At 46.0% G+C, this 17,691-nt stretch carries 16 protein-coding genes, 1 tRNA gene and 1 pseudogene; 11 read left to right on the forward strand and 7 right to left on the reverse strand.

Annotation, left to right across the window (positions count from 1 at the left end):
- Positions 1 to 5: 5 nt before the first annotated feature.
- The 3 genes from FNE76_RS03410 to FNE76_RS03420 all read right to left on the reverse strand — a co-directional run bounded on the left by FNE76_RS03410 (position 6) and on the right by FNE76_RS03420 (position 2,267).
- Positions 6 to 1,547: a glycerol-3-phosphate dehydrogenase/oxidase gene (locus FNE76_RS03410; RefSeq protein ID WP_120947974.1), complete on the reverse strand. Its 1,542-nt coding sequence runs from the start codon at positions 1,545 to 1,547 to the stop codon at positions 6 to 8.
- 123 nt (positions 1,548 to 1,670) lie between these two features.
- Positions 1,671 to 1,748 (reverse strand) — tRNA-Met (locus FNE76_RS03415).
- A 60-nt stretch (positions 1,749 to 1,808) separates the two neighbouring features.
- Positions 1,809 to 2,267, reverse strand: coding sequence for a hypothetical protein (locus FNE76_RS03420; RefSeq protein ID WP_120948055.1), 459 nt, complete (start codon positions 2,265 to 2,267; stop codon positions 1,809 to 1,811).
- 110 nt (positions 2,268 to 2,377) lie between these two features.
- On the opposite strand from FNE76_RS03420, the gene truD reads away from it, so the two are divergent.
- Genes truD through folE form a run of 3 tightly spaced genes read left to right on the forward strand, consistent with a single transcriptional unit; the run spans position 2,378 to position 4,938 of the window.
- Positions 2,378 to 3,484 (forward strand): tRNA pseudouridine(13) synthase TruD, encoded by a 1,107-nt coding sequence (gene truD, locus FNE76_RS03425; RefSeq protein ID WP_407925310.1) that lies wholly within the window; start codon positions 2,378 to 2,380, stop codon positions 3,482 to 3,484.
- Entirely contained in the window at positions 3,459 to 4,394 is a 936-nt protein-coding gene (gene htpX, locus FNE76_RS03430) for a zinc metalloprotease HtpX (RefSeq protein WP_185962981.1), read from the forward strand. The genes truD and htpX overlap by 26 nt, the downstream gene beginning before the upstream one ends.
- Entirely contained in the window at positions 4,387 to 4,938 is a 552-nt protein-coding gene (gene folE, locus FNE76_RS03435; protein ID WP_120947971.1) for a GTP cyclohydrolase I FolE, read from the forward strand. Before htpX ends, folE begins: the two co-directional genes overlap by 8 nt.
- On the opposite strand, the gene FNE76_RS03440 is transcribed toward folE, so the two are convergent.
- A complete protein-coding gene (locus FNE76_RS03440) occupies positions 4,935 to 6,092 on the reverse strand; it encodes an FtsW/RodA/SpoVE family cell cycle protein (RefSeq protein ID WP_120947970.1) in 1,158 nt (385 codons plus the stop codon). The two genes, folE and FNE76_RS03440, sit on opposite strands and share 4 nt — an antisense overlap.
- A 130-nt stretch (positions 6,093 to 6,222) precedes the next feature.
- Between FNE76_RS03440 and flgB the strand changes: the two genes are divergently transcribed.
- The 6 genes and pseudogenes from flgB (at position 6,223) to FNE76_RS03470 (ending at position 12,594) form a co-directional block, all read left to right on the forward strand.
- Positions 6,223 to 6,645 (forward strand): flagellar basal body rod protein FlgB, encoded by a 423-nt coding sequence (flgB, locus tag FNE76_RS03445; protein WP_120947969.1) that lies wholly within the window; start codon positions 6,223 to 6,225, stop codon positions 6,643 to 6,645.
- A 14-nt stretch (positions 6,646 to 6,659) separates the two neighbouring features.
- The gene (flgC, locus tag FNE76_RS03450; RefSeq protein WP_120947968.1) at positions 6,660 to 7,151 is read left to right on the forward strand and encodes a flagellar basal body rod protein FlgC; all 492 of its coding nucleotides are present in this window, start codon (positions 6,660 to 6,662) and stop codon (positions 7,149 to 7,151) included.
- A gap of 71 nt (positions 7,152 to 7,222) precedes the next feature.
- On the forward strand, positions 7,223 to 7,525 hold the full coding sequence (fliE, locus tag FNE76_RS03455) for a flagellar hook-basal body complex protein FliE (RefSeq protein WP_034582830.1): 303 nt from the start codon (positions 7,223 to 7,225) through the stop codon (positions 7,523 to 7,525).
- A 32-nt stretch (positions 7,526 to 7,557) separates the two neighbouring features.
- Entirely contained in the window at positions 7,558 to 9,465 is a 1,908-nt protein-coding gene (locus FNE76_RS03460) for a peptidoglycan D,D-transpeptidase FtsI family protein (RefSeq protein WP_120947967.1), read from the forward strand.
- Positions 9,466 to 9,480: 15 nt separating this feature from the next.
- Positions 9,481 to 10,602: pseudogene (locus FNE76_RS03465) on the forward strand (Mrp/NBP35 family ATP-binding protein); the annotation flags it as partial.
- Positions 10,603 to 10,605: 3 nt separating this feature from the next.
- On the forward strand, positions 10,606 to 12,594 hold the full coding sequence (locus tag FNE76_RS03470; RefSeq protein WP_235852216.1) for an FUSC family protein: 1,989 nt from the start codon (positions 10,606 to 10,608) through the stop codon (positions 12,592 to 12,594).
- Between the two features lie 2 nt (positions 12,595 to 12,596).
- Here the strand turns inward: FNE76_RS03470 and hemE are convergent, their stop codons facing one another.
- Genes hemE through FNE76_RS03485 form a run of 3 tightly spaced genes read right to left on the reverse strand, consistent with a single transcriptional unit; the run spans position 12,597 to position 15,633 of the window.
- A complete protein-coding gene (gene hemE, locus FNE76_RS03475; RefSeq protein ID WP_120947965.1) occupies positions 12,597 to 13,619 on the reverse strand; it encodes a uroporphyrinogen decarboxylase in 1,023 nt (340 codons plus the stop codon).
- Positions 13,616 to 14,293, reverse strand: coding sequence for a 3-methyladenine DNA glycosylase (locus FNE76_RS03480; RefSeq protein WP_120947964.1), 678 nt, complete (start codon positions 14,291 to 14,293; stop codon positions 13,616 to 13,618). Before FNE76_RS03480 ends, hemE begins: the two co-directional genes overlap by 4 nt.
- Positions 14,293 to 15,633 (reverse strand): M99 family carboxypeptidase catalytic domain-containing protein, encoded by a 1,341-nt coding sequence (locus tag FNE76_RS03485; RefSeq protein ID WP_120947963.1) that lies wholly within the window; start codon positions 15,631 to 15,633, stop codon positions 14,293 to 14,295. Before FNE76_RS03485 ends, FNE76_RS03480 begins: the two co-directional genes overlap by 1 nt.
- A 107-nt stretch (positions 15,634 to 15,740) precedes the next feature.
- Between FNE76_RS03485 and FNE76_RS03490 the strand changes: the two genes are divergently transcribed.
- Positions 15,741 to 16,271 carry a flagellar FLiS export co-chaperone gene (locus FNE76_RS03490; protein WP_120947962.1) on the forward strand — a complete coding sequence of 177 codons (531 nt, stop codon included), beginning with the start codon at positions 15,741 to 15,743 and terminating at the stop codon, positions 16,269 to 16,271.
- A gap of 17 nt (positions 16,272 to 16,288) precedes the next feature.
- Entirely contained in the window at positions 16,289 to 17,545 is a 1,257-nt protein-coding gene (locus tag FNE76_RS03495) for a glycosyltransferase family 9 protein (protein ID WP_143928376.1), read from the forward strand.
- The last annotated feature ends 146 nt before the right edge of the window (positions 17,546 to 17,691 follow it).

Below are 17,691 nucleotides of genomic sequence, written 5' to 3' on the forward strand. Positions count from 1 at the left end.
CTCCCTTATTCTAAAATGTGGGTTTTAGCTAGTGCCTGAAACTGCGCGATCTCTTGTTCTTGTTGGCTTGTATCCCAGCCAAAATGCGCGCCCATAAATTCCCCCACTCCCTCAGAGCACTCAAAGGCGGCACGCGCATCTAAAAAGAGCAAACGTATGCGTCTGGAGAGCACATCCTCTAGGCGGTAAGCCATTTCATATTGCAACGCCCACAGCACTTGAGCGTAGGTATAGGGGTAGTTGGGGTGGATTAAGCGGGCTAAATGGGGGTTAGCATTCTCTAAGTCTAAGATCGCTTGGGCGTGTGTCCCATAGACTTTTAAGCGTGGGTCTAAATCTTCGTTGGTATAGCCATGTAATTTGAGCGTGCGTGTGCAACAGGTTTTAGCGGGCAAAAGTCCTTGTTGGATACACGCATCTAGGGTTTCTTGTGCCATGTGTCTGTAGGTCGTCCATTTGCCCCCATTAAGATGGACTAACCCACTGGGTGCAATATAAATTTTATGACTTCGTGAGAGTTTTTTAGTCGTGCGCACTTTAGAACTTGCCATCAAGGGTCTAAGCCCCACAAAGACGGACAAAACATCTTTTCGGGTGGGTTGTTGCTCCAAATATTCCCCCAAAGTGTTTAACAAAAAATCGATCTCTTCGGGCAGGGCTTTAGGTTCTAGGCTCACCTCTTGCACGGGGGTATCGGTTGTGCCCACCAGCAACTTACCATGCCAAGGAATGGCAAATAACACACGCCCATCGGAGGTTTTAGGGACCATTAAGGCATGCTTGGAGGGGAGAAACTTTTGATCCAAAACCAAATGAATCCCCTGAGAGGGGGTGATGTGGTTTTCTTGGGTGCTAGGATCCATGTGGTTGATCGCATTGGTAAAAACCCCCGTGGCGTTGATCACACAGCGCGCCTTAAGGCTGATTTCTTCTTGGCTGATTCGATCCGCAAACACCACGCCACAAACTTGGTTGTTTTCAAAAAGCAAGTTTTTAACTTGGGCGTAATTTAACAACAACGCGCCATGATCGTGTGCGCTTAGAGCCAAACTCAAAGCCAAGCGGGCATCGTCAAATTGCCCATCATAATAGCACACCGCATGCCGGCATCTTTCTTGTTTGACCCCCTCTAGGATTCCTCGAGGCTTAAAAATCACATCGGTGCCGTGCAGTTGTAATTTACCCGCCATCAAGGCGTAGAGTTTGAGTCCCAAGCCATAAAAAAGCGTGCTTGATAAATGGGCACAAGGAATCACAAAGCCTTGTGGCGCGCACAGATGGGGAGCATTTTGCATGAGCGTCCCGCGTTCGTGTAAAGCTTCATAAACTAGGGAAAAATCCCCTTGTGCCAAATAGCGCACACCTCCGTGTAAAAGCTTGGTGGAACGGCTAGAAGTACCTTTGGCAAAATCATGGGCTTCTAACAATAGGGTGTGATACCCTCTGCTAGCGGCATCTAAAGCCAGCCCTAGTCCGCTAGCACCCCCCCCAATGATGATCACATCCAGTGAGTCTGGAAGTTGTTTTAGTTGTGCTGTTCGTTGCATGGTACTCTCTATTGCAGTGCTCTATGGATGATTATAGCAAAAATTCATCCTAGCTAGCACAAATAGGAACAAATCGCAAAAACAAACAAGGGAGCAAAAACGGGTAAATTTTGGGAATTTTAATGGTGTCAAAGGGGGGACTTGAACCCCCGACCTCCGGCTTATGAGACCAGCGCTCTAAACCAGCTGAGCTACCTTGACTTCAAAATTGCTCTTTTGCAAAGTATCCATTATAAAGCCAATTTGCTTAAAATCTGTTGATTAAAGCAATAAATCCATCGCTTGGTAGGCTTGGTTATAGGCGTTTTTGTAGCGATTAACAAAATTGCTATCAATACCAAAGGCTTTTCTAACCTGAGTTTCTTGCAAGGCGCGTAGCCCATCGACCTTTTCTTGTGTTTGCTTGTCCTCTTGAATCTGCCCGCCATAAAAACTGGTAAGACTATAGAGTGATTGGGCAGCTAGGCGTTTCTCATTTTCATTCATGCCCGCTGTGGCGCGCAAAAAAGCCTGATACTCATTATCGCTCATCAATTCCAAAACCAAAAAGCCATAGGTCTCTCTTTTCAAGCCATCGGGCTGGACTTGGGCTGTCTGTTCTACAGCCTCTACTTTGGGCGGGGCTGGGGGCGTAGGACTTGAGGGGGCTACACTCCGCCCTAAATTGGACGCATTGAGCAAAGCATGCAAAGAATTACTCTGGATATCTTTAACTTCCATCTCTCCATCCTCATGGGTTTGCCAAGTTACAAGCAAAAAATGCTCCAAAATGACCTTTGAGATAGTGTGCTATAATGTTGCGCATGGAAATACACCTAGCAAACGCGCCTATGCGATTTTTTGCCTCCAGCCATGCACCCATTGATTTTTATTTCAAAAAATGCCCTAAGGATTTTATTGTGTCCGAAGAGCCTTTGTATCCTTTCAGTGGCGAGGGTGCGCATGGGATTTTGCATGTACGCAAGAAAAACAAAAGCACATGGGAGATGCTCTCTCTTTTGGCTAATGTCTTGGGTTGCCCTCTGTCTGCTTTTGGGTATGCTGGACTTAAAGATAAAGATGCGCTCACTTCCCAATATATTTCTTTGCCCAAAGAATATCTAGGCGCGCTAGAGACCCATGCTAAAACCCTGCAAGATCAAGACATCAAAATTTTAGACACCACCTGCCATGGCCATAAAATCCGCCTGGGGCATTTAAAGGGCAATCGTTTTTTCGTGCGCCTCAAAAAGGTAACGCCCCTAAATGCACAAAAAATCTCCCATGTCTTAGAGTTTTTAGTGCAATGGGGTTTCCCCAATTATTTTGGCGCGCAACGCTTTGGTAAATGGGGGGACAATTTCAAACAAGCCAAGCTCCAAACTAGCAAGAAACTTAAAAGGCTCGATCGGTTCTTGATCTCGAGTTATCAAAGTTGGTTGTTTAATGCTTGGCTCAGCACACGCATGCATCTAAGCACTCTACTAGATCACTTTAGCCCCAAAGAAGTGCATAGCCAGTTTCAGATGATCCCTGTAGAACAGATTAAAACCCTACAAGCCCAAGAACATTATTTCAAGCTTTTAGAGGGCGACGTGCTCTGCCATTACCCCTTTGGTAAGTACTTTTACCACCAAGAGGGCGAGCCCAATGTAGGGCGTTTTAACCATCGGGAGCTAGCTCCCACGGGGTTATTGCCCGGTTTGAAAGTTTGGCGCGCCCAAGGGTTGGCTAGCCACTTTGAAGTCCTGCATGACCAAGATATACAAGCCCTAGGGGATCGGCGTTATGCGGTTGTCTTCCCCACCCAGCTAGAGTTTTGCTACCTTGAAAAGCAAGCCCAAGCAACCTTGTCCTTTTTCTTACCCAAAGGGAGTTATGCGACCATTTTTTTAGAAGAGATCGCTCATTTAGAATTATTCAAAAGAGGCAATGATGACCTTCCAGCAAGTGATTAGGGAAAACCAAAATAAAACCACACTGGTTTTGGTAACCTACATGGCAATTTTTGTGTTGATCGGCTTGTTGGTAGATGTGGTGCGTATCAATGCGCCTCATTTGGGTAGTGCTCTTGTGCAATTACTCACTTTCCAGATTTTCCCCACTATCACGCTCTTAATGTTGCTAGCCGCTGTGTTGATCATGGCAATCTGCATCAGTAACTCCCAAGCGATCATGCTCAGTGGGAGCGAGTATAAGCTCATTGACCCTTCTTTGGTGCTTAGAGGCAAGGAGCGCATGCTAGCCCAGATTTTAGAGGAGCTTTTAAGAGCCTCCAACACGCCCTTTAGACCCCAACTTTATATTTTGGATGCGCCTTACATGAATGCCTTTGCCAGTGGCTGGGATAGCCACAACGCCCTAATCGCCCTGACCACAACTTTAGTGGATAATTTGGAACGCGATGAGATCAAGGCTGTGATGGCACATGAACTCAGCCATATTAGGCATGGGGACGTCCGCTTGACCATGTATGTGGGGATTTTGAGCAATATCATGTTGTTGGTGGCTAATTATGGGGTGTGGGTGTTTTTAGGGGGGCGTAATAACCGCGGGGCGAGTCTAGCGCGCACGCTTTTATTGGTCTTGCAATTTGTCTTGCCCATCTTTAGCTTGTTTTTGCAAATGTATTTGAGTCGCAGCCGTGAATTTATGGCTGATAGCGGAGCGGCTTATATCATGCAAGATAGCCAGCCCATGATTAGAGCCTTGCAAAAAATCTCTAACAACTACAACACCCACGATTTTAGCCAAGCCGATCCCAACCCCACCCGCACAGCCAGTTATCTTTTTGATGTCTCCACGCTGTTTAGCACCCATCCTAGTATCGAAAAACGCATCGCGGCTTTAATGGGTCGCCATGTGTGATTTAGAACAACTCTTAAATGGATGGTTTGTCCGCATAGGCGAGGACCCGCAGCGCGAGGGGCTCAAAGACACACCCAAACGGCTTGAAAAGCTTTGGGGAGACTTGATGTCAGGCTATCAAAGCGACCCCCAAGAGATTTTACAAGGTGGCTTTGATACATGTGGGTGTGAGGGCTTGGTGGTGCTCAAAAACATGGAGTTTTATAGCCTGTGTGAGCACCATTTATTGCCCTTTTTTGGGCATATTAGCTTGGGTTATATCCCCAATGAAAAGATCGTAGGTTTGGGGGCGATTGCGCGTTTGGTGGAGTGCTTTTCTAGGCGTTTACAAATCCAAGAACGCTTAAGTACACAGATTGCCGACACCTTTAATCAAATCGTGCATCCTAAGGGTGTGGCGGTGGTTTGTAGTGCTAAACATCTCTGCATGGCAATGCAAGGCGTGCAACAACAAGATAGCATGATCAAAACCAGCGTGCTAAGAGGTATCCTTAAAGAGGATGCGCGCACAAGGGCGGAGTTTATGGAGTTGCTTGCGCTTTAGCGGGCTTGTTTAGAGAGAGAGAGCACTAGCCCTAAAGCTAAGGCATTAGCCAAGATCGAGCTACCCCCATAGCTCAAAAAGGGCACGGCGATTCCCTTAATGGGGATGATCCCGCTCACTCCAAAGGCATTGATGATGAAAGAAAAACCAATTAAAAGGGCAACTCCCAAGCAAAAAAGCATGTGTTTGGGGTTGTCTAGGCGGTTGGTGATCTTAAACATGCCATGCAAGATCACTAGGGTAAAACCCACACAAAAAAGCACCGCCACAAAGCCTAGTTCTTCTGCCATGCCCGCTAAAACCATATCCGTATGCACCTCGCTTAAAAACCCTAGTTTGACCACCCCCTCCCCCAAGCCCTGCCCCAAGAGCCCACCATGCTTGATGGCATTGCTGGCATGGTAAATTTGGTAGGGCTCGGGTAGGTTTTCAATGCGTAAATGATTAGCCAATTTGGAGGGCAAAAGGCTTAAGATCGAACTTTGTAAGTTAGACCACCACAATTTGAGGCGCAAAATGCGGTGGGTGCTGGTGATGATGGCCAATACGCCTACACTCAGGGCAATGGTAAAAAAAATGCGGAACAACTTGAAACTCCCCCCTGAGAAAATCAACAAAAAACCCAAAACAATTGCCAGTAAGATCACCTGCCCCAAGTCATTTTGCAAGACCCCAATTAAAAAAGCAATCAACAAAAAAACCACTAAATAGGGGATGAGAATCATCAATTCTTCCCTAACACTGGATTTTTCTTGGTTAAAGAAGGTGCGCGACAAGCTCCAAGAGAGGAAAAAGACAAACCCCACCTTAAAAAACTCAGTCGGGGCTAGCGAAAAGAAAGGCAGGCGAATCCAACGCTTGGCTCCCCCCGCACTGGTGGAGAAACTCTCGGGTAAAAAATTCATCAGCACCATTAAGAAAAACGACCCAAAGAAGATCACAAAACCAATTTTGCTAAACCACTTGTTGGGATCCAACCAAGAGACTCCCCACATTAAGATAATCCCTGCCACTACCGCGATGAGCTGACGTATAAAAAAGTGAATCTCCTTGTAGTGGTAGAGCATGGCTATATAGGTGGAGAGCGAATAGCTCAATAAAACACTCAAGATCATCAGCATGCTCGCATAGAAAAACAAATAACGGTAGGGCATAAAAAACCTTGCGATTAATCAGAATTGGTTAAAATATGCTATCATTATACAGCAAAAGTCAGGGACTTGTTAGTGGAATGCTCCTTGCTTTAGTTTGGAACAGGCAGGGCACGAGTAGAAAGGATTTGAAATGGATTTATCTAAAGCCTATCCCTTAGTTTATCGAGCGATGGATTATCGCTCCTTACGGCAGGATTTGATTGCGAGCAATATCGCCAATGTGGATACGCCCTTTTACCGCCCCAAGGATTTGGATTTTGAAACTCTACTCGCCCGCAAAAAAGCGGAGGTGTTCGATCACCAAAAAGATCAGCACCTAGAGCTTGCAGTTACAGATAAAAGGCATTTAGAGCCTAAGAATTATGAGGACGACAAGGCGACCATCTTCTTTAGAGATGGGCACTTGGCAAAGAATGATGGCAATAGCGTAGATTTGGACATTGAAACCTCTGAGATGGGCAAAAATTCGACCATGTATCTAGCCCTTACCACCGCTTTAAAGAAACATCGGGGCATTGTGAATTATGCCATCGATGCCGCTAAAAATATCTAAGAAAGGATCAGCACATGTTTTTATCTAGTTTTGACATCAGTGGATATGGATTATCTGCTCAGAGAGTGCGTGCTAATCTCATCTCCTCAAATATCGCCAATGCCAACACCACACGCACCGATGAGGGCGGGCCTTATCGGCGCCAAGAAGCGATCTTTAAATCCTTTGACTTCAACAAAATTTTGAACGAAAAACTCGCCCAGAATAATAATTTGATGGAGTATGAAGACCCCTTGAGTGAGAGCGATGAGATTGAAAAACCCAACCCACCCATCATGGGTGTTTATGTGGATAAAATTGTGCGCGATGATAAAGCACCTCTTTTGAAATACGACCCCACACACCCAGATGCCGATGCCAATGGCTATGTGTCTTACCCCAACGTTAATCCAGTGGTGGAGATGGCAGACTTGATCGAGGCGACAAGGGCGTACCAAGCCAATGTTGCGGCGTTTCAAAGCACCAAGAATATGGCGGCCAATGCCATTAGCATGCTCCAAGCCTAAGTTTTAATAACAAGGCTTAAAGGTTATCCAAGAAGGGACGATATAGGAGATATAGGATGCAAGGAGTCGAAATGAAAACTTTATACACAGATATAGGGTTAGGCAAAGCCAGCACTCCTTTAGATTCAAGGACGAATGAGAATCTAATGGAGAAAGGGGAGTTCTCCCAAATGCTCAAGCGCTCGATAGATGAGCTCAACAACACGCAGATGGAGTCTGACAAGGCCCTAGCGGACATGGCGACTGGGCAAGTAAAGGACTTGCACCAAGCCGCCATCGCTATTGGCAAGGCAGAAACCAGCATGAAATTGATGCTGGAAGTGCGCAACAAAGCTATTAGTGCTTACAAAGAACTTCTAAGGACACAGATTTAGCTCGGTGTAGGCGCGGATTTTAAGAAGTTTTAATGGAGTCTGCGCTACAGACCAGCCCCGATATCCCTCAAGATTTAGGACCTAGGCGTACAGAACGCTTGTTGCTGATCTTTATGGTCATTTGTGGGTCGTTGGTTTTGTTCGTTGTGGTAATGTTTTTTAAAGCCCTCTTACCCCGTAAAATGCCCGCTTTTGTGGTTACCAAGACCGATATTGCCACGCGTGGCACGATTTATAGCCAAGATGGCTTTAGTCTTGCCAGTAGTCAAAAACTCTTTAAAGTGGGGTTTAACACGCTCTCCATTGACCCCAATAAAAAGCAGTTTTTTATCGATCTTCTCTCCATTTATACCAACATCCCTAAGTCCATCATCGCCGAGAAATTTTCTCAAGAGGGCTTTGTAACCCTCTCCTACAATATCAACGCCAACACGGCAGCCAGTTTGCGCCAACTCAATGCCAAATTCTTGGCTTACAATGTCTTTATCGAATATGAAGACTCTAGCAAAAAAGTCGTGCCCAAGATAGGCTTGAGTATTGAAGTGAGCGGGATTGCACGCAACTATCTTTATGCTGACAATTTTGAACCGCTGGTGGGGTATGTCAAAAAAATCGATGTTTCTAAGATCACTTCTGTGGAAGGTGTCAAAGGGCTTGAAAAATTCAAGGACAAAATATTAGCCCCCAAGCAAGATGGGCAGGACATAGGTAAGCGCGATTTGGGCTTTAATCTCATTGAGGACAAGACTTTTAAGAGTCAGCCCCGCGAAAATGGCTATGACTTGGCCTTGAGTATCCCCTTAAGACTACAACGCGAGCTAGAAAAAATCTTAGATCATGCCAAAGCCCACTACAAGTCCAAGCAAATCATTGCTGGAATCTATCTCCCCCATAATGGCGAATTGCTAGCCCTAGCCACCACCAACCGCTTTAACCCCAATAATATCCAAAAGAGCGATTATCCCGCTTTAAATGTCGATGCTACAGAGCTCTCTTTTGAGCCGGGTAGTACCATTAAACCCATTGTCTATTCGCTCTTAGTGGATAAAAAACGCATTGTAGCCACCCAGCTGATTGACTTAAACCATGGTTTTTACAAGCTAGGCAAATACACCATCAAAGACGATCTTGCCCCGCTTAAACAAAATACGATTGAAGATGTCTTGGTGCGCTCCAGCAATGTGGGCATGATCAAGCTCTCCAAACGCCTAAGTGGGCAGGAACTTTACACCGGACTTAAGAATTTCGGGTTTGCTGAGCCAACCGGTATTGAACTCCCCTATGAAAAAACCGGGCTGATCCCCAGCGTGAAACTGCTTAATCGTGAAGTTTATAAGGGAACTGCCTCTTATGGCTATGGCTTGCGCACGACCTTTTTGCAGCTGTTGCGGGCTTATGGCGTGTTTGCCAACCAAGGGGAGATAACAACCCCACACCTAATCCAACGCTACAACGCCCCCAATGGAGATGTTTTTATCCCTGATCTAGCCCCGCCTAGACAAGTGATCTCCCCCCAAAGCGCGCACACCATGCAAAAGCTCTTGATCAAGGTGGTAACCCATGGAACGGGCAAACGCGCGCAAGTGGAGGGCTTGGTTGTGGGGGGCAAGACGGGCACAGCTAGGACGGCTAATAATGGTAAATATACCGACATTTACAACAGCTCATTTTTTGGCTTTGCTAAGGACAAGAAAAACACCTTTGTGGTGGGTGTGGTGGTCTTTGGCTCTTTGGGGAGTGAGGAGTATTATGGGAGTCAAACTGCTGCCCCAATCTTCAAGCAGATTATCCAAACTTTGGTCAAATACCAATACCTCACCCCCTCGCAAGATTTAGTTTTAAAGGAAGTGCCTCGTCGCGCGCTTGCTTTGCCAACCCCCCCCACACACCCCAAGCCCACCAAGCACCGCCCAACTTTAATAAATGTTAAGCAAAAGTAGGTATAAGTTTGGGCTACCCTCAATTTAAGGATCAAAATGATTACACAGGATGAAGTGCTGGGCGTTTTAAAGAGCGTGATCTACCCCAATTTTGAAAAAGACATTGTGAGCTTTGGCTTTGTCAAAAATATCACTCTTCATGAAAAAAAATTAGCCCTTTTGTTAGACATCCCTTCTAGTTCGCCAGAAGTGAGCCAAACTCTCAAAACCAACATTCTAGCCAAAATGCAGGATTTGGGCATTGAAAATTGCCACATTGACATCAAAACCCCCCCTAAGAGGGAAGCCAGACAGACCCCCGAACCCACGACCAAGAATCTAGCCCCCAATATTAAGCATGTGGTGATGGTGAGCTCTGGCAAGGGCGGGGTGGGCAAGAGCACCACAAGCGTTAATCTTGCCCTCGCCCTTGCGGCACAACACCAAAAAGTTGGGCTTTTAGATGCTGATGTCTATGGTCCTAATATCCCTAGAATGTTGGGTTTGATGGAGGTCAATCCCAGCACCGATCCCAGTGGTAAAAAGCTCATCCCCCTAGAGGCCTATAAGATCAAGAGCATGAGTATGGGGTTACTCTATGAAGAGGGGCAGAGCTTGATTTGGCGTGGTCCGATGCTGATGCGTGCTATTGAGCAAATGCTCACTGATATTTTATGGGGAGAGTTGGATATTTTGGTCGTGGATATGCCTCCGGGCACTGGGGATGCCCAACTCACCCTGGCCCAAGCCGTGCCCATTAGCGCAGGTATCACCATCACCACACCCCAAAGTGTGAGCTTAGATGATGCTAGCCGTAGCTTAGATATGTTTGAACGCCTGCATATCCCCATTGCGGGCATCATTGAAAACATGAGCGGGTTTGTCTGCCCCCATTGTACGCGAGTGAGCGAGATTTTTGGCAAAAACACCCTAGACGCCCTAGCCAAACGCTACCAGACCCAAGTATTAGCCCAAATCCCCCTAGAAATCCAAGTTCGAGAGGGCGGGGATAAGGGTACGCCCATTTATATCACCCACCCTCATTCTAAAGTGAGCCAAGCCTACGCCCAAGCTAGCTCCCAATTACTAGAATTTTTAAGCAGGGTGCAACAAGAAAAATTAGCCGATAACAAGCAAATCCAGCCCACCATCCATTAAAGCATGATCGCCTCACCCACCAGCCTATTTAATCGTCTCAAGCGTACGATCCACCTGTATGATCCGGGCTATTTTAGCCTTGTTTATGCCCTCAAAGCCACTTTCACAACCTTTATTTGTGCGGGGCTAGGGGCGTTGTTCTTTGGCTGGTATGTGGTGATTTGGGCGGGTCTGCAAACCATTTTTTTATATTATCTCAGTCTGCTACTCAGCGACAAGAAACACGAAATTGGGTATTTGTTGCTCTTTATCGCCATTAGCTGTTTTAATGTGGTGTTGTTCTATCCTTTGGCACACTTTGGGGCGTGGCTGTGTGTCCCCATTTTGATTGTAACTTTTTTGGTGGGGCTCTCCAGTGCTTATAGCTTAGACTTGCATAAAGTGTGTAATATGGCCCTTTCCAATGGGCTGGTTACCTGCCTTTATATCGATGCGGGTGCACCCATTGATTTTAGACAAATCCTAACTATGATCACCGCGCTTGGGCTGCTGAGCATCGCCATCCAGTATTTTATTTTTGTCTCTAAATACAGCTACTTCACCCAAAAACGCTTCACAACTTTACTTTCTAGCATGGAACTGATGTTACGCTATGTCAATAGCCCTACAGATTACAATTTGATCAAAACCAAAGTGCTTGCCCAAATCCACAACACCAAGTTTATTTTAACCTCGCGCTCTAGCAAGATCAAAGACCCCCATGCGATCCAAAACATCCAACGCAGTTTATTCCAGCTCAATGCCCTAGAAGAAATGTACCACTCTATCCACTCCATCTATGGGGATTTTAACCAACCCACTTTAGAACCTATCCGTTTAGAACTGGTCGAGAATTTACGCCTCTTGGCTGGGATTTTTTCCAATCACAATGTTTATCTGCAAAAACAAGCCCTAGAAAACCTAGACCCCCAGGTGGATAAGGTCTTGCAACATTCCCTAGCCATTATTTATAACAAAATGGAAGTCTTCATCATGGGGGGTGAAGAGAGTCTAGTTGATCCCAACCCCGCTCACAAGGCTTCATTCAAAGACATTTGGAAGGCATGCCATCTCAAACACCCCGTCTTCCAATACGCCTCTAAATACGCCCTTGCGATGGGTATTGCCGTGTTTGTCGCCCGCTACTTTGGGTTTAACCATGGCATGTGGATTGCGATGGCAACCCTCTTTGTGTCGCGCACTTCTTTAGGGAGCACCAAAGAAGCCCAAGCAGAGCTTATCACGGGCTCTAGCATTGGCTTGATCTTGGGCTTGATTGTGGTGGGCTTGTTTGCTAAAAGCCCCATTTTTTACGCCTTTTTGGTGGCAAGCGTGTTTTTGTTTATCTACCTCAAGGTCTATTCTTATGTAACTTGGTCAATGTCCTTGATGTTTTCCTTTGTGCTGTGCTTTTCGCTACTCAAATACGACTTTGTGGATATTGTCGCCTTCCGCTTTTTAGACATTATCTTGGGGATTTTGATTGTCTATGTTGTGTTTTTGTTTGTGTGGCCCAAATACGACAAAGATGAATTTATCCAGCATGCCCGCCACCTCATCGCCACCCTGCACCATCTTTTGGCAACCACGATTCAAAACAAACCCCGTATCGCTTTAGAAGTCCAAAACGCCTTTTTAAGACAGCTGGACGCTTTTAAGACCTGCATGAAAAGTGCACGCACAGAAACCCCCGATCCTAGCACTCTTGAATCGCTTACCAGAAGCTTACAATCCTTTGATGTGCTGGATACTTGCAGTTACCGCCTCTATGATTATTTTTTAAACACCACTTTACCCCCCGATAAACAAGTTCTTGTGAGCAATAATGTTCAGCTTATCTTGTCGCGCTACACCCAAATACTCAACTATCTACACAACAAGCCCCACTATTTCAAAACCAAAGAAGGTGGGCGGCTCATCCGTGTTGATAATGAATTAGATGCTCTGTTGGAAACCATGTTTTTTGCCCAAAACAAACTTTTTGAGGAATTTACCTATATCTTCAAATACTAGGATTATCTAGCTGTTTGGGTTTGCACAAATTTAACCAACTCTAGGGCATTTTCTCTGGGCAAGTCCTTGATCATGCCATGCCCTAAATTAAAAATAAAACCCGCTTGCTTGCCCATCACTTTTAAAATGCGCTCCACACCCTCTAACATCGCATTTCTATCATAGAGTCGGGCAGGCTCTAAATTGCCCTGCAACACATAGCGATCGCCTAAAATATGTCTGGCTAAATCTAGTGGTGTACTCCAATCACACCCAAACACCTCAAAATTCCCACCTAAATGCCCCAAAAACCCCGCCACACCCTTAGGGAAAACAATAATTGGGGTGTCGGGATGCTGGGATTTAAGAGCTTGGCTAATGTGCCGGATGTATTTCCAACTAAATTCTAAATACGCCTCTAATTCCAAAGCCCCTGCCCACGAATCAAAAATCATCACGGCATTAGCCCCTGCCTGAATCTGCCTAGACAAATACGCAATAATCTCTATGCTCAACTTTTCCAAGAGGGCATGCAAAATATGGGGCTGGGTGTAGAGCAATTTTTTAGATTTATGGTAGGTTTTACTGCCCTCACCCTCGATCATGTAGGTCGCCAAAGTCCAAGGCGCACCGCTAAAGCCAATGAGTGCCTTAGAGGGGTCTAGCTTGGCGCGCACACTCAAAAGGGTTTCATAGACAAAATCTAATTTTTGGTAGGCGTGCGATTGCAACGCCTGCACCTGCTCTAGGGTGCTGATAGTGTGTAAGAATTTAGGTCCCATTTGGGGGATAAATTCCAAATCCAAGCCCATTGCATGGGGAATCACCAAAATATCGCTAAACAAAATCGCCGCATCCACGCCCAAGATTTCTACGGGCTGGAGCGTGATTTGCGTGGCTAAATCCACCCGAGAACACAAATCTAAGAAATCTTTGGCTTGCTGGCGTAGTGCGCGGTATTCGTGCAAATAACGCCCCGCTTGGCGCATCATCCAAATGGGGGTATAGGGGGTTTGTTTTCTATGGCAGGCATCAATAAAAATCATGGTTTTCCTTCTAAATAGGGCTTGAGATTTATTTTGGCGCACATGCAAGCGACAATTTTGCCATGGAAGCGCGCATAAATGCTGGCTAAATCCAGCTGGTGGCTATAAAGCTCTAAAGTTTGCTCTGGGCGATCTTGCAGACCATGCATCAAAAAGGCTTGCAGATCGTCATAGTCGGGAATATCCATCCCCAAAGATAATAAAAGCTGGTATGTGTATTTATCCACTACCAAGATAGGGCGCAAACAAGCATAGTTTAAAATCGCATCGGCACTTTCTTTGCCAATGCCCCTTTGTTCCAAGAGCCAAGCGCGATCCACTTGGGCTTTAAAACTCTCAAAGCCACCAAAATCCCTTAAGATATTTTGGCTCAACAACACCAAGCGGTGTGCCTTTTGGTTATAAAACCCACTAGGGGCAATGTGGGGAGCTAGATCGCTAGGCTTGCTGTGGGCTAGACATGTGAGGGTGGCTTGTGTATCTGGGCTTAAAATCCCCAGTGCTTTTAAATTCTCTAGGGATTGCTTGGCGCGCTCAAAGCGGGTATTTTGAGTTAAAATTGCTCCTATCACCACTTCAAAAGAGCCCGCACCCGGCCACCACAAGGGTGGAGCATCGCGGAGTAAATCTAGGCGTTTGAGTGCCATTAAGATTTCTAAACTAGAAAAGGGCATCAGATGAAGCGCACCAAAACCATGCCACTAAAAGCATCCCCTTTGTAGATTTCAATGCGGTAAATCTTGCCCCCTCTATCAATGGAGTATCTTTGATCCAAATTTTTATAAGCGATCTTAACTCCCACTTCATTGGGTTTTTTCCCGCCATTTTTGAGAGAAAACCCGATCACATTCACGCGATAACCCTCTTTGGGCAAAATCTTAAAAGAACGTTTGACTTCCAATATACTAGCAGGTGCCGCGTTTGTGATTTTCCCATCAAGTTCAATATCAATATTCTTAAGGCTATAATCAAAATCCAAATAGAGTGGATGTAGCCGAGTCATCAGCTTGTTGCCATACTTGAGCCAAATTTGGTTTTTGCGGGGCAAGAGTCCTAAAATATAGCTTTGTGATTGGAGGCTGATTTGGTTAACGGGCGTGTCTTTGGGGAAGGGGAAAAATTTAAGCTGGTTGCGCAAACCATATAGGGGCAGGAGGATATTTTGATTCATAGTCAGGGTGAGGCTGGGATCGTTGATTAAGCGGTAAATACTAGCGGGCTTAAGGGTAAAATCTTTGGTGTAGGTGATCCCTACCTCTTGCATTAGCCCCTCAATGGCTAGGAGGTGGTAATACACCCGCTGGGCTAAAGAAAGTTCTTTGCTGGCTTCATTGGCAAAGGCGGCCTTTTTGTGTTTGATGGCAAAGTAAGTTAAAGCTTTTTCCATCTCTTTATCACCCCGGGCGGTGTGGGTGTTGCGGACATGGTATTTGTGCAGAGGTTTGAGCAAAAACTGATTGACATGGTCGGTGATCCCCACAGAGAGGCGTTTTAAGTGCCCAAACTCCACGCCGGGCAACTCATCTTGATCGATAATGGAGGAATTGCCCCAACGCCTAGGATTGAGCAATGCGCTTTTATAAGTGGGGCGGTAAAACCCGCTCCCATCGTGCAAGTGCATGATCACCTGCACCTGAGGATCGACCACCAGCCCTTTAATGGACTGGATTAAGGGATATTCGGGGTCTTTGGGGCTCAAATAGGCAAATTTACGATTCAGGTCGCCATAAATCCCGCGGTGGTTTAAGAGCATAGAATAGCGGTTTAATACCGGCACCACCCACACATTCCCCGACAAAATTTTATAGTGCATTAAAAAAACATCGGTGGCGTTAAACCCACCCGGCTCATCGCCTTGAATCCCACCCATGAGTAATAAAGTGGGCGCATTTTCACCACCTGTTTTTTTCACCACATGGACACTCTTTTCCACATCAATAGCCATGTGAGCATTTCTCTCTACGCCACTGACAAAATAGCAACAAACTACTAAAAGGAAAAAAATACGCTTCATAGACTTTCTTCTTTCAAGATTGGCCCGCCATTATACCTAAAAAAACTTGTCCAATTATAGCGGAACAAAAAATGCTTGTTTTGTTTATCTCACTACAAGGATGGCAGATGTTGAAACAGAACATGCTAGAAGCGTTGCAAAAGCACTTAGGCGTGATTGACACCCAAAGTTTAGAAATTCTAGACACCCAGCAAAAATCCGCCAAGATCGATAAATTCAGTCGCGAGATCAAGGGCATCAATGAAAGTATCGGGGCTTTGCAAACCTTGCAGATTGCCTGCCAAAAATTGCTCAAGCTCATCCCCACACTCGGGCAGGATAGCAACACGGAGCCACAGATGCAAGAAGTGGTGCAAAAGGCACAATTTTTAGGGCAAGCCCTTTTTGGAGGGTCGTTGGTTATTAGTTTGGAGAGCGAGAGTCTAGAAGTGCAAGTAGCCAACCCGCTAGAGTTGCTAGAAACTCAGGGGGCTGGATATTTATCAGCGTATTTGCACGATCGCCTAGAGATCATCAAGCAAGCCTTGGGCAAAATCCAAGAGAGCGTGAGTCAAAAACAAGTCTTTAGCAAACCCCCCACGCTCAACACGCCCAGCTTTAGCAAAGAAGCCCTGCTAGGCTTGATGAAAACTTCTTAAGTGCTCAGGGCTAAACATTGGACGAACATTTAAGCATTCTAGCCTATTTGCGTCTCCATGTACGCTTATGGCTCGAAAGGGTGTCTTATTTTTTAGCCTCTTGGATGGTGTGGGTGTTGCGCAAAATCCACAAACAGCCGATTCGCCCCAAAACTTTATTGTTGATGAAATTAGACACCATTGGCGATTATGTGCTTTTTAGGAATTTTTTACAGCCCTTAAGAGAGTTTTATGCCGGCTATGAGATCACGTTATTGTGCAATCAAGGTTTTTTAGAAATCATAGAAGCCTATGATCGATCCTATATCGATCATCTGATCCCTTTGGACATCTCTAAGTGGAGCTCTTGGAAACGATTTCCTCTGTTTTATCGCCTTAAGACAGTCTATATGCTCAACAAACGAAGTTATGAAATGATTTTAACCCCCACATTCAGTCGTTCCATCTACAAAGATGACTTTTTAGTCAGTCTAATCCATGCCCAGCATAAAATGGGCCATTTAGGTTTTGAGCAGGTGAATCAATGGCTTGTGGATACCCCACGCCCGGGCCGTCTCGATCATGCCTACACACGCCTTTTTAATAATTCCCCAGAGGTCCTATTTGAATTTGAGCGCAATCGGGAATTTTTTAGCCAGCTGGTGCAAAAGCCCTTGACAAAAGTGTATTTCAAGCTCCCCCCACCTCCGCCCTTGAATGCAAAGGCTAGCTTTGCCTTGCCCTCTCAAGATTACGGCGTTTTCTTTTTAGGGGCTAGCAACCCCAAAAGAAAATGGGCACTCGATTCGTGGGTGACTCTAGCCCAAAAAATCGCCCCAGCCTTCCAGATTGTGCTGTGTGGCTCGCCCAATGAGAGTTCTGAGGGCTTACAATTAGTTCAAAAAATCCCTAATGCCCTCAACTTAGCTGGCAAAACAAGCTTAATGGAGCTTTTATCTGTGCTCTGCCAAGCGCGTTTTATTGTGTCCAATGAAACGGCAATCCCGCATTTTTGTGTCGCTTTGGACCTTGGGCCTATTTTTGTGATCAGTAGTGGCAACACCTTTAAACGCTTTGTGCCCTACCCCCCATCCATGCACGCTAACCATCATGTGATCTACCACCCCAAAATTGATGCCTTGCTCCAAACTCCCGATGGTTTGGGACGTTGTGTGGAGATTTATAAATATGCAGGGATAAATTTGCAAATCCCCCACCCCAACTTCCCCCAAATGGTGGCTGACAAAATGGCAGGGGTGAATCCAGAGTTCATCAGACACGAAAAACGGGACTAACCCATGATCGTTTTTAGAATTTTTATGCTACCATCGCCCCTTTAAAGAAGGAAGAAGTTTGGCACTAGTTGGGGGGGGGGGGGGGGGGGGGGGGGGGGGGGGGGGGGGGGGGGGGGGGGGGGGGGGGGGGGGGGGGGGGGGGGGGG

It is taken from the genome of Helicobacter mehlei (genome assembly GCF_007280785.1).
In the GTDB taxonomy this organism is placed as follows: Bacteria; Campylobacterota; Campylobacteria; order Campylobacterales; family Helicobacteraceae; genus Helicobacter; species Helicobacter mehlei.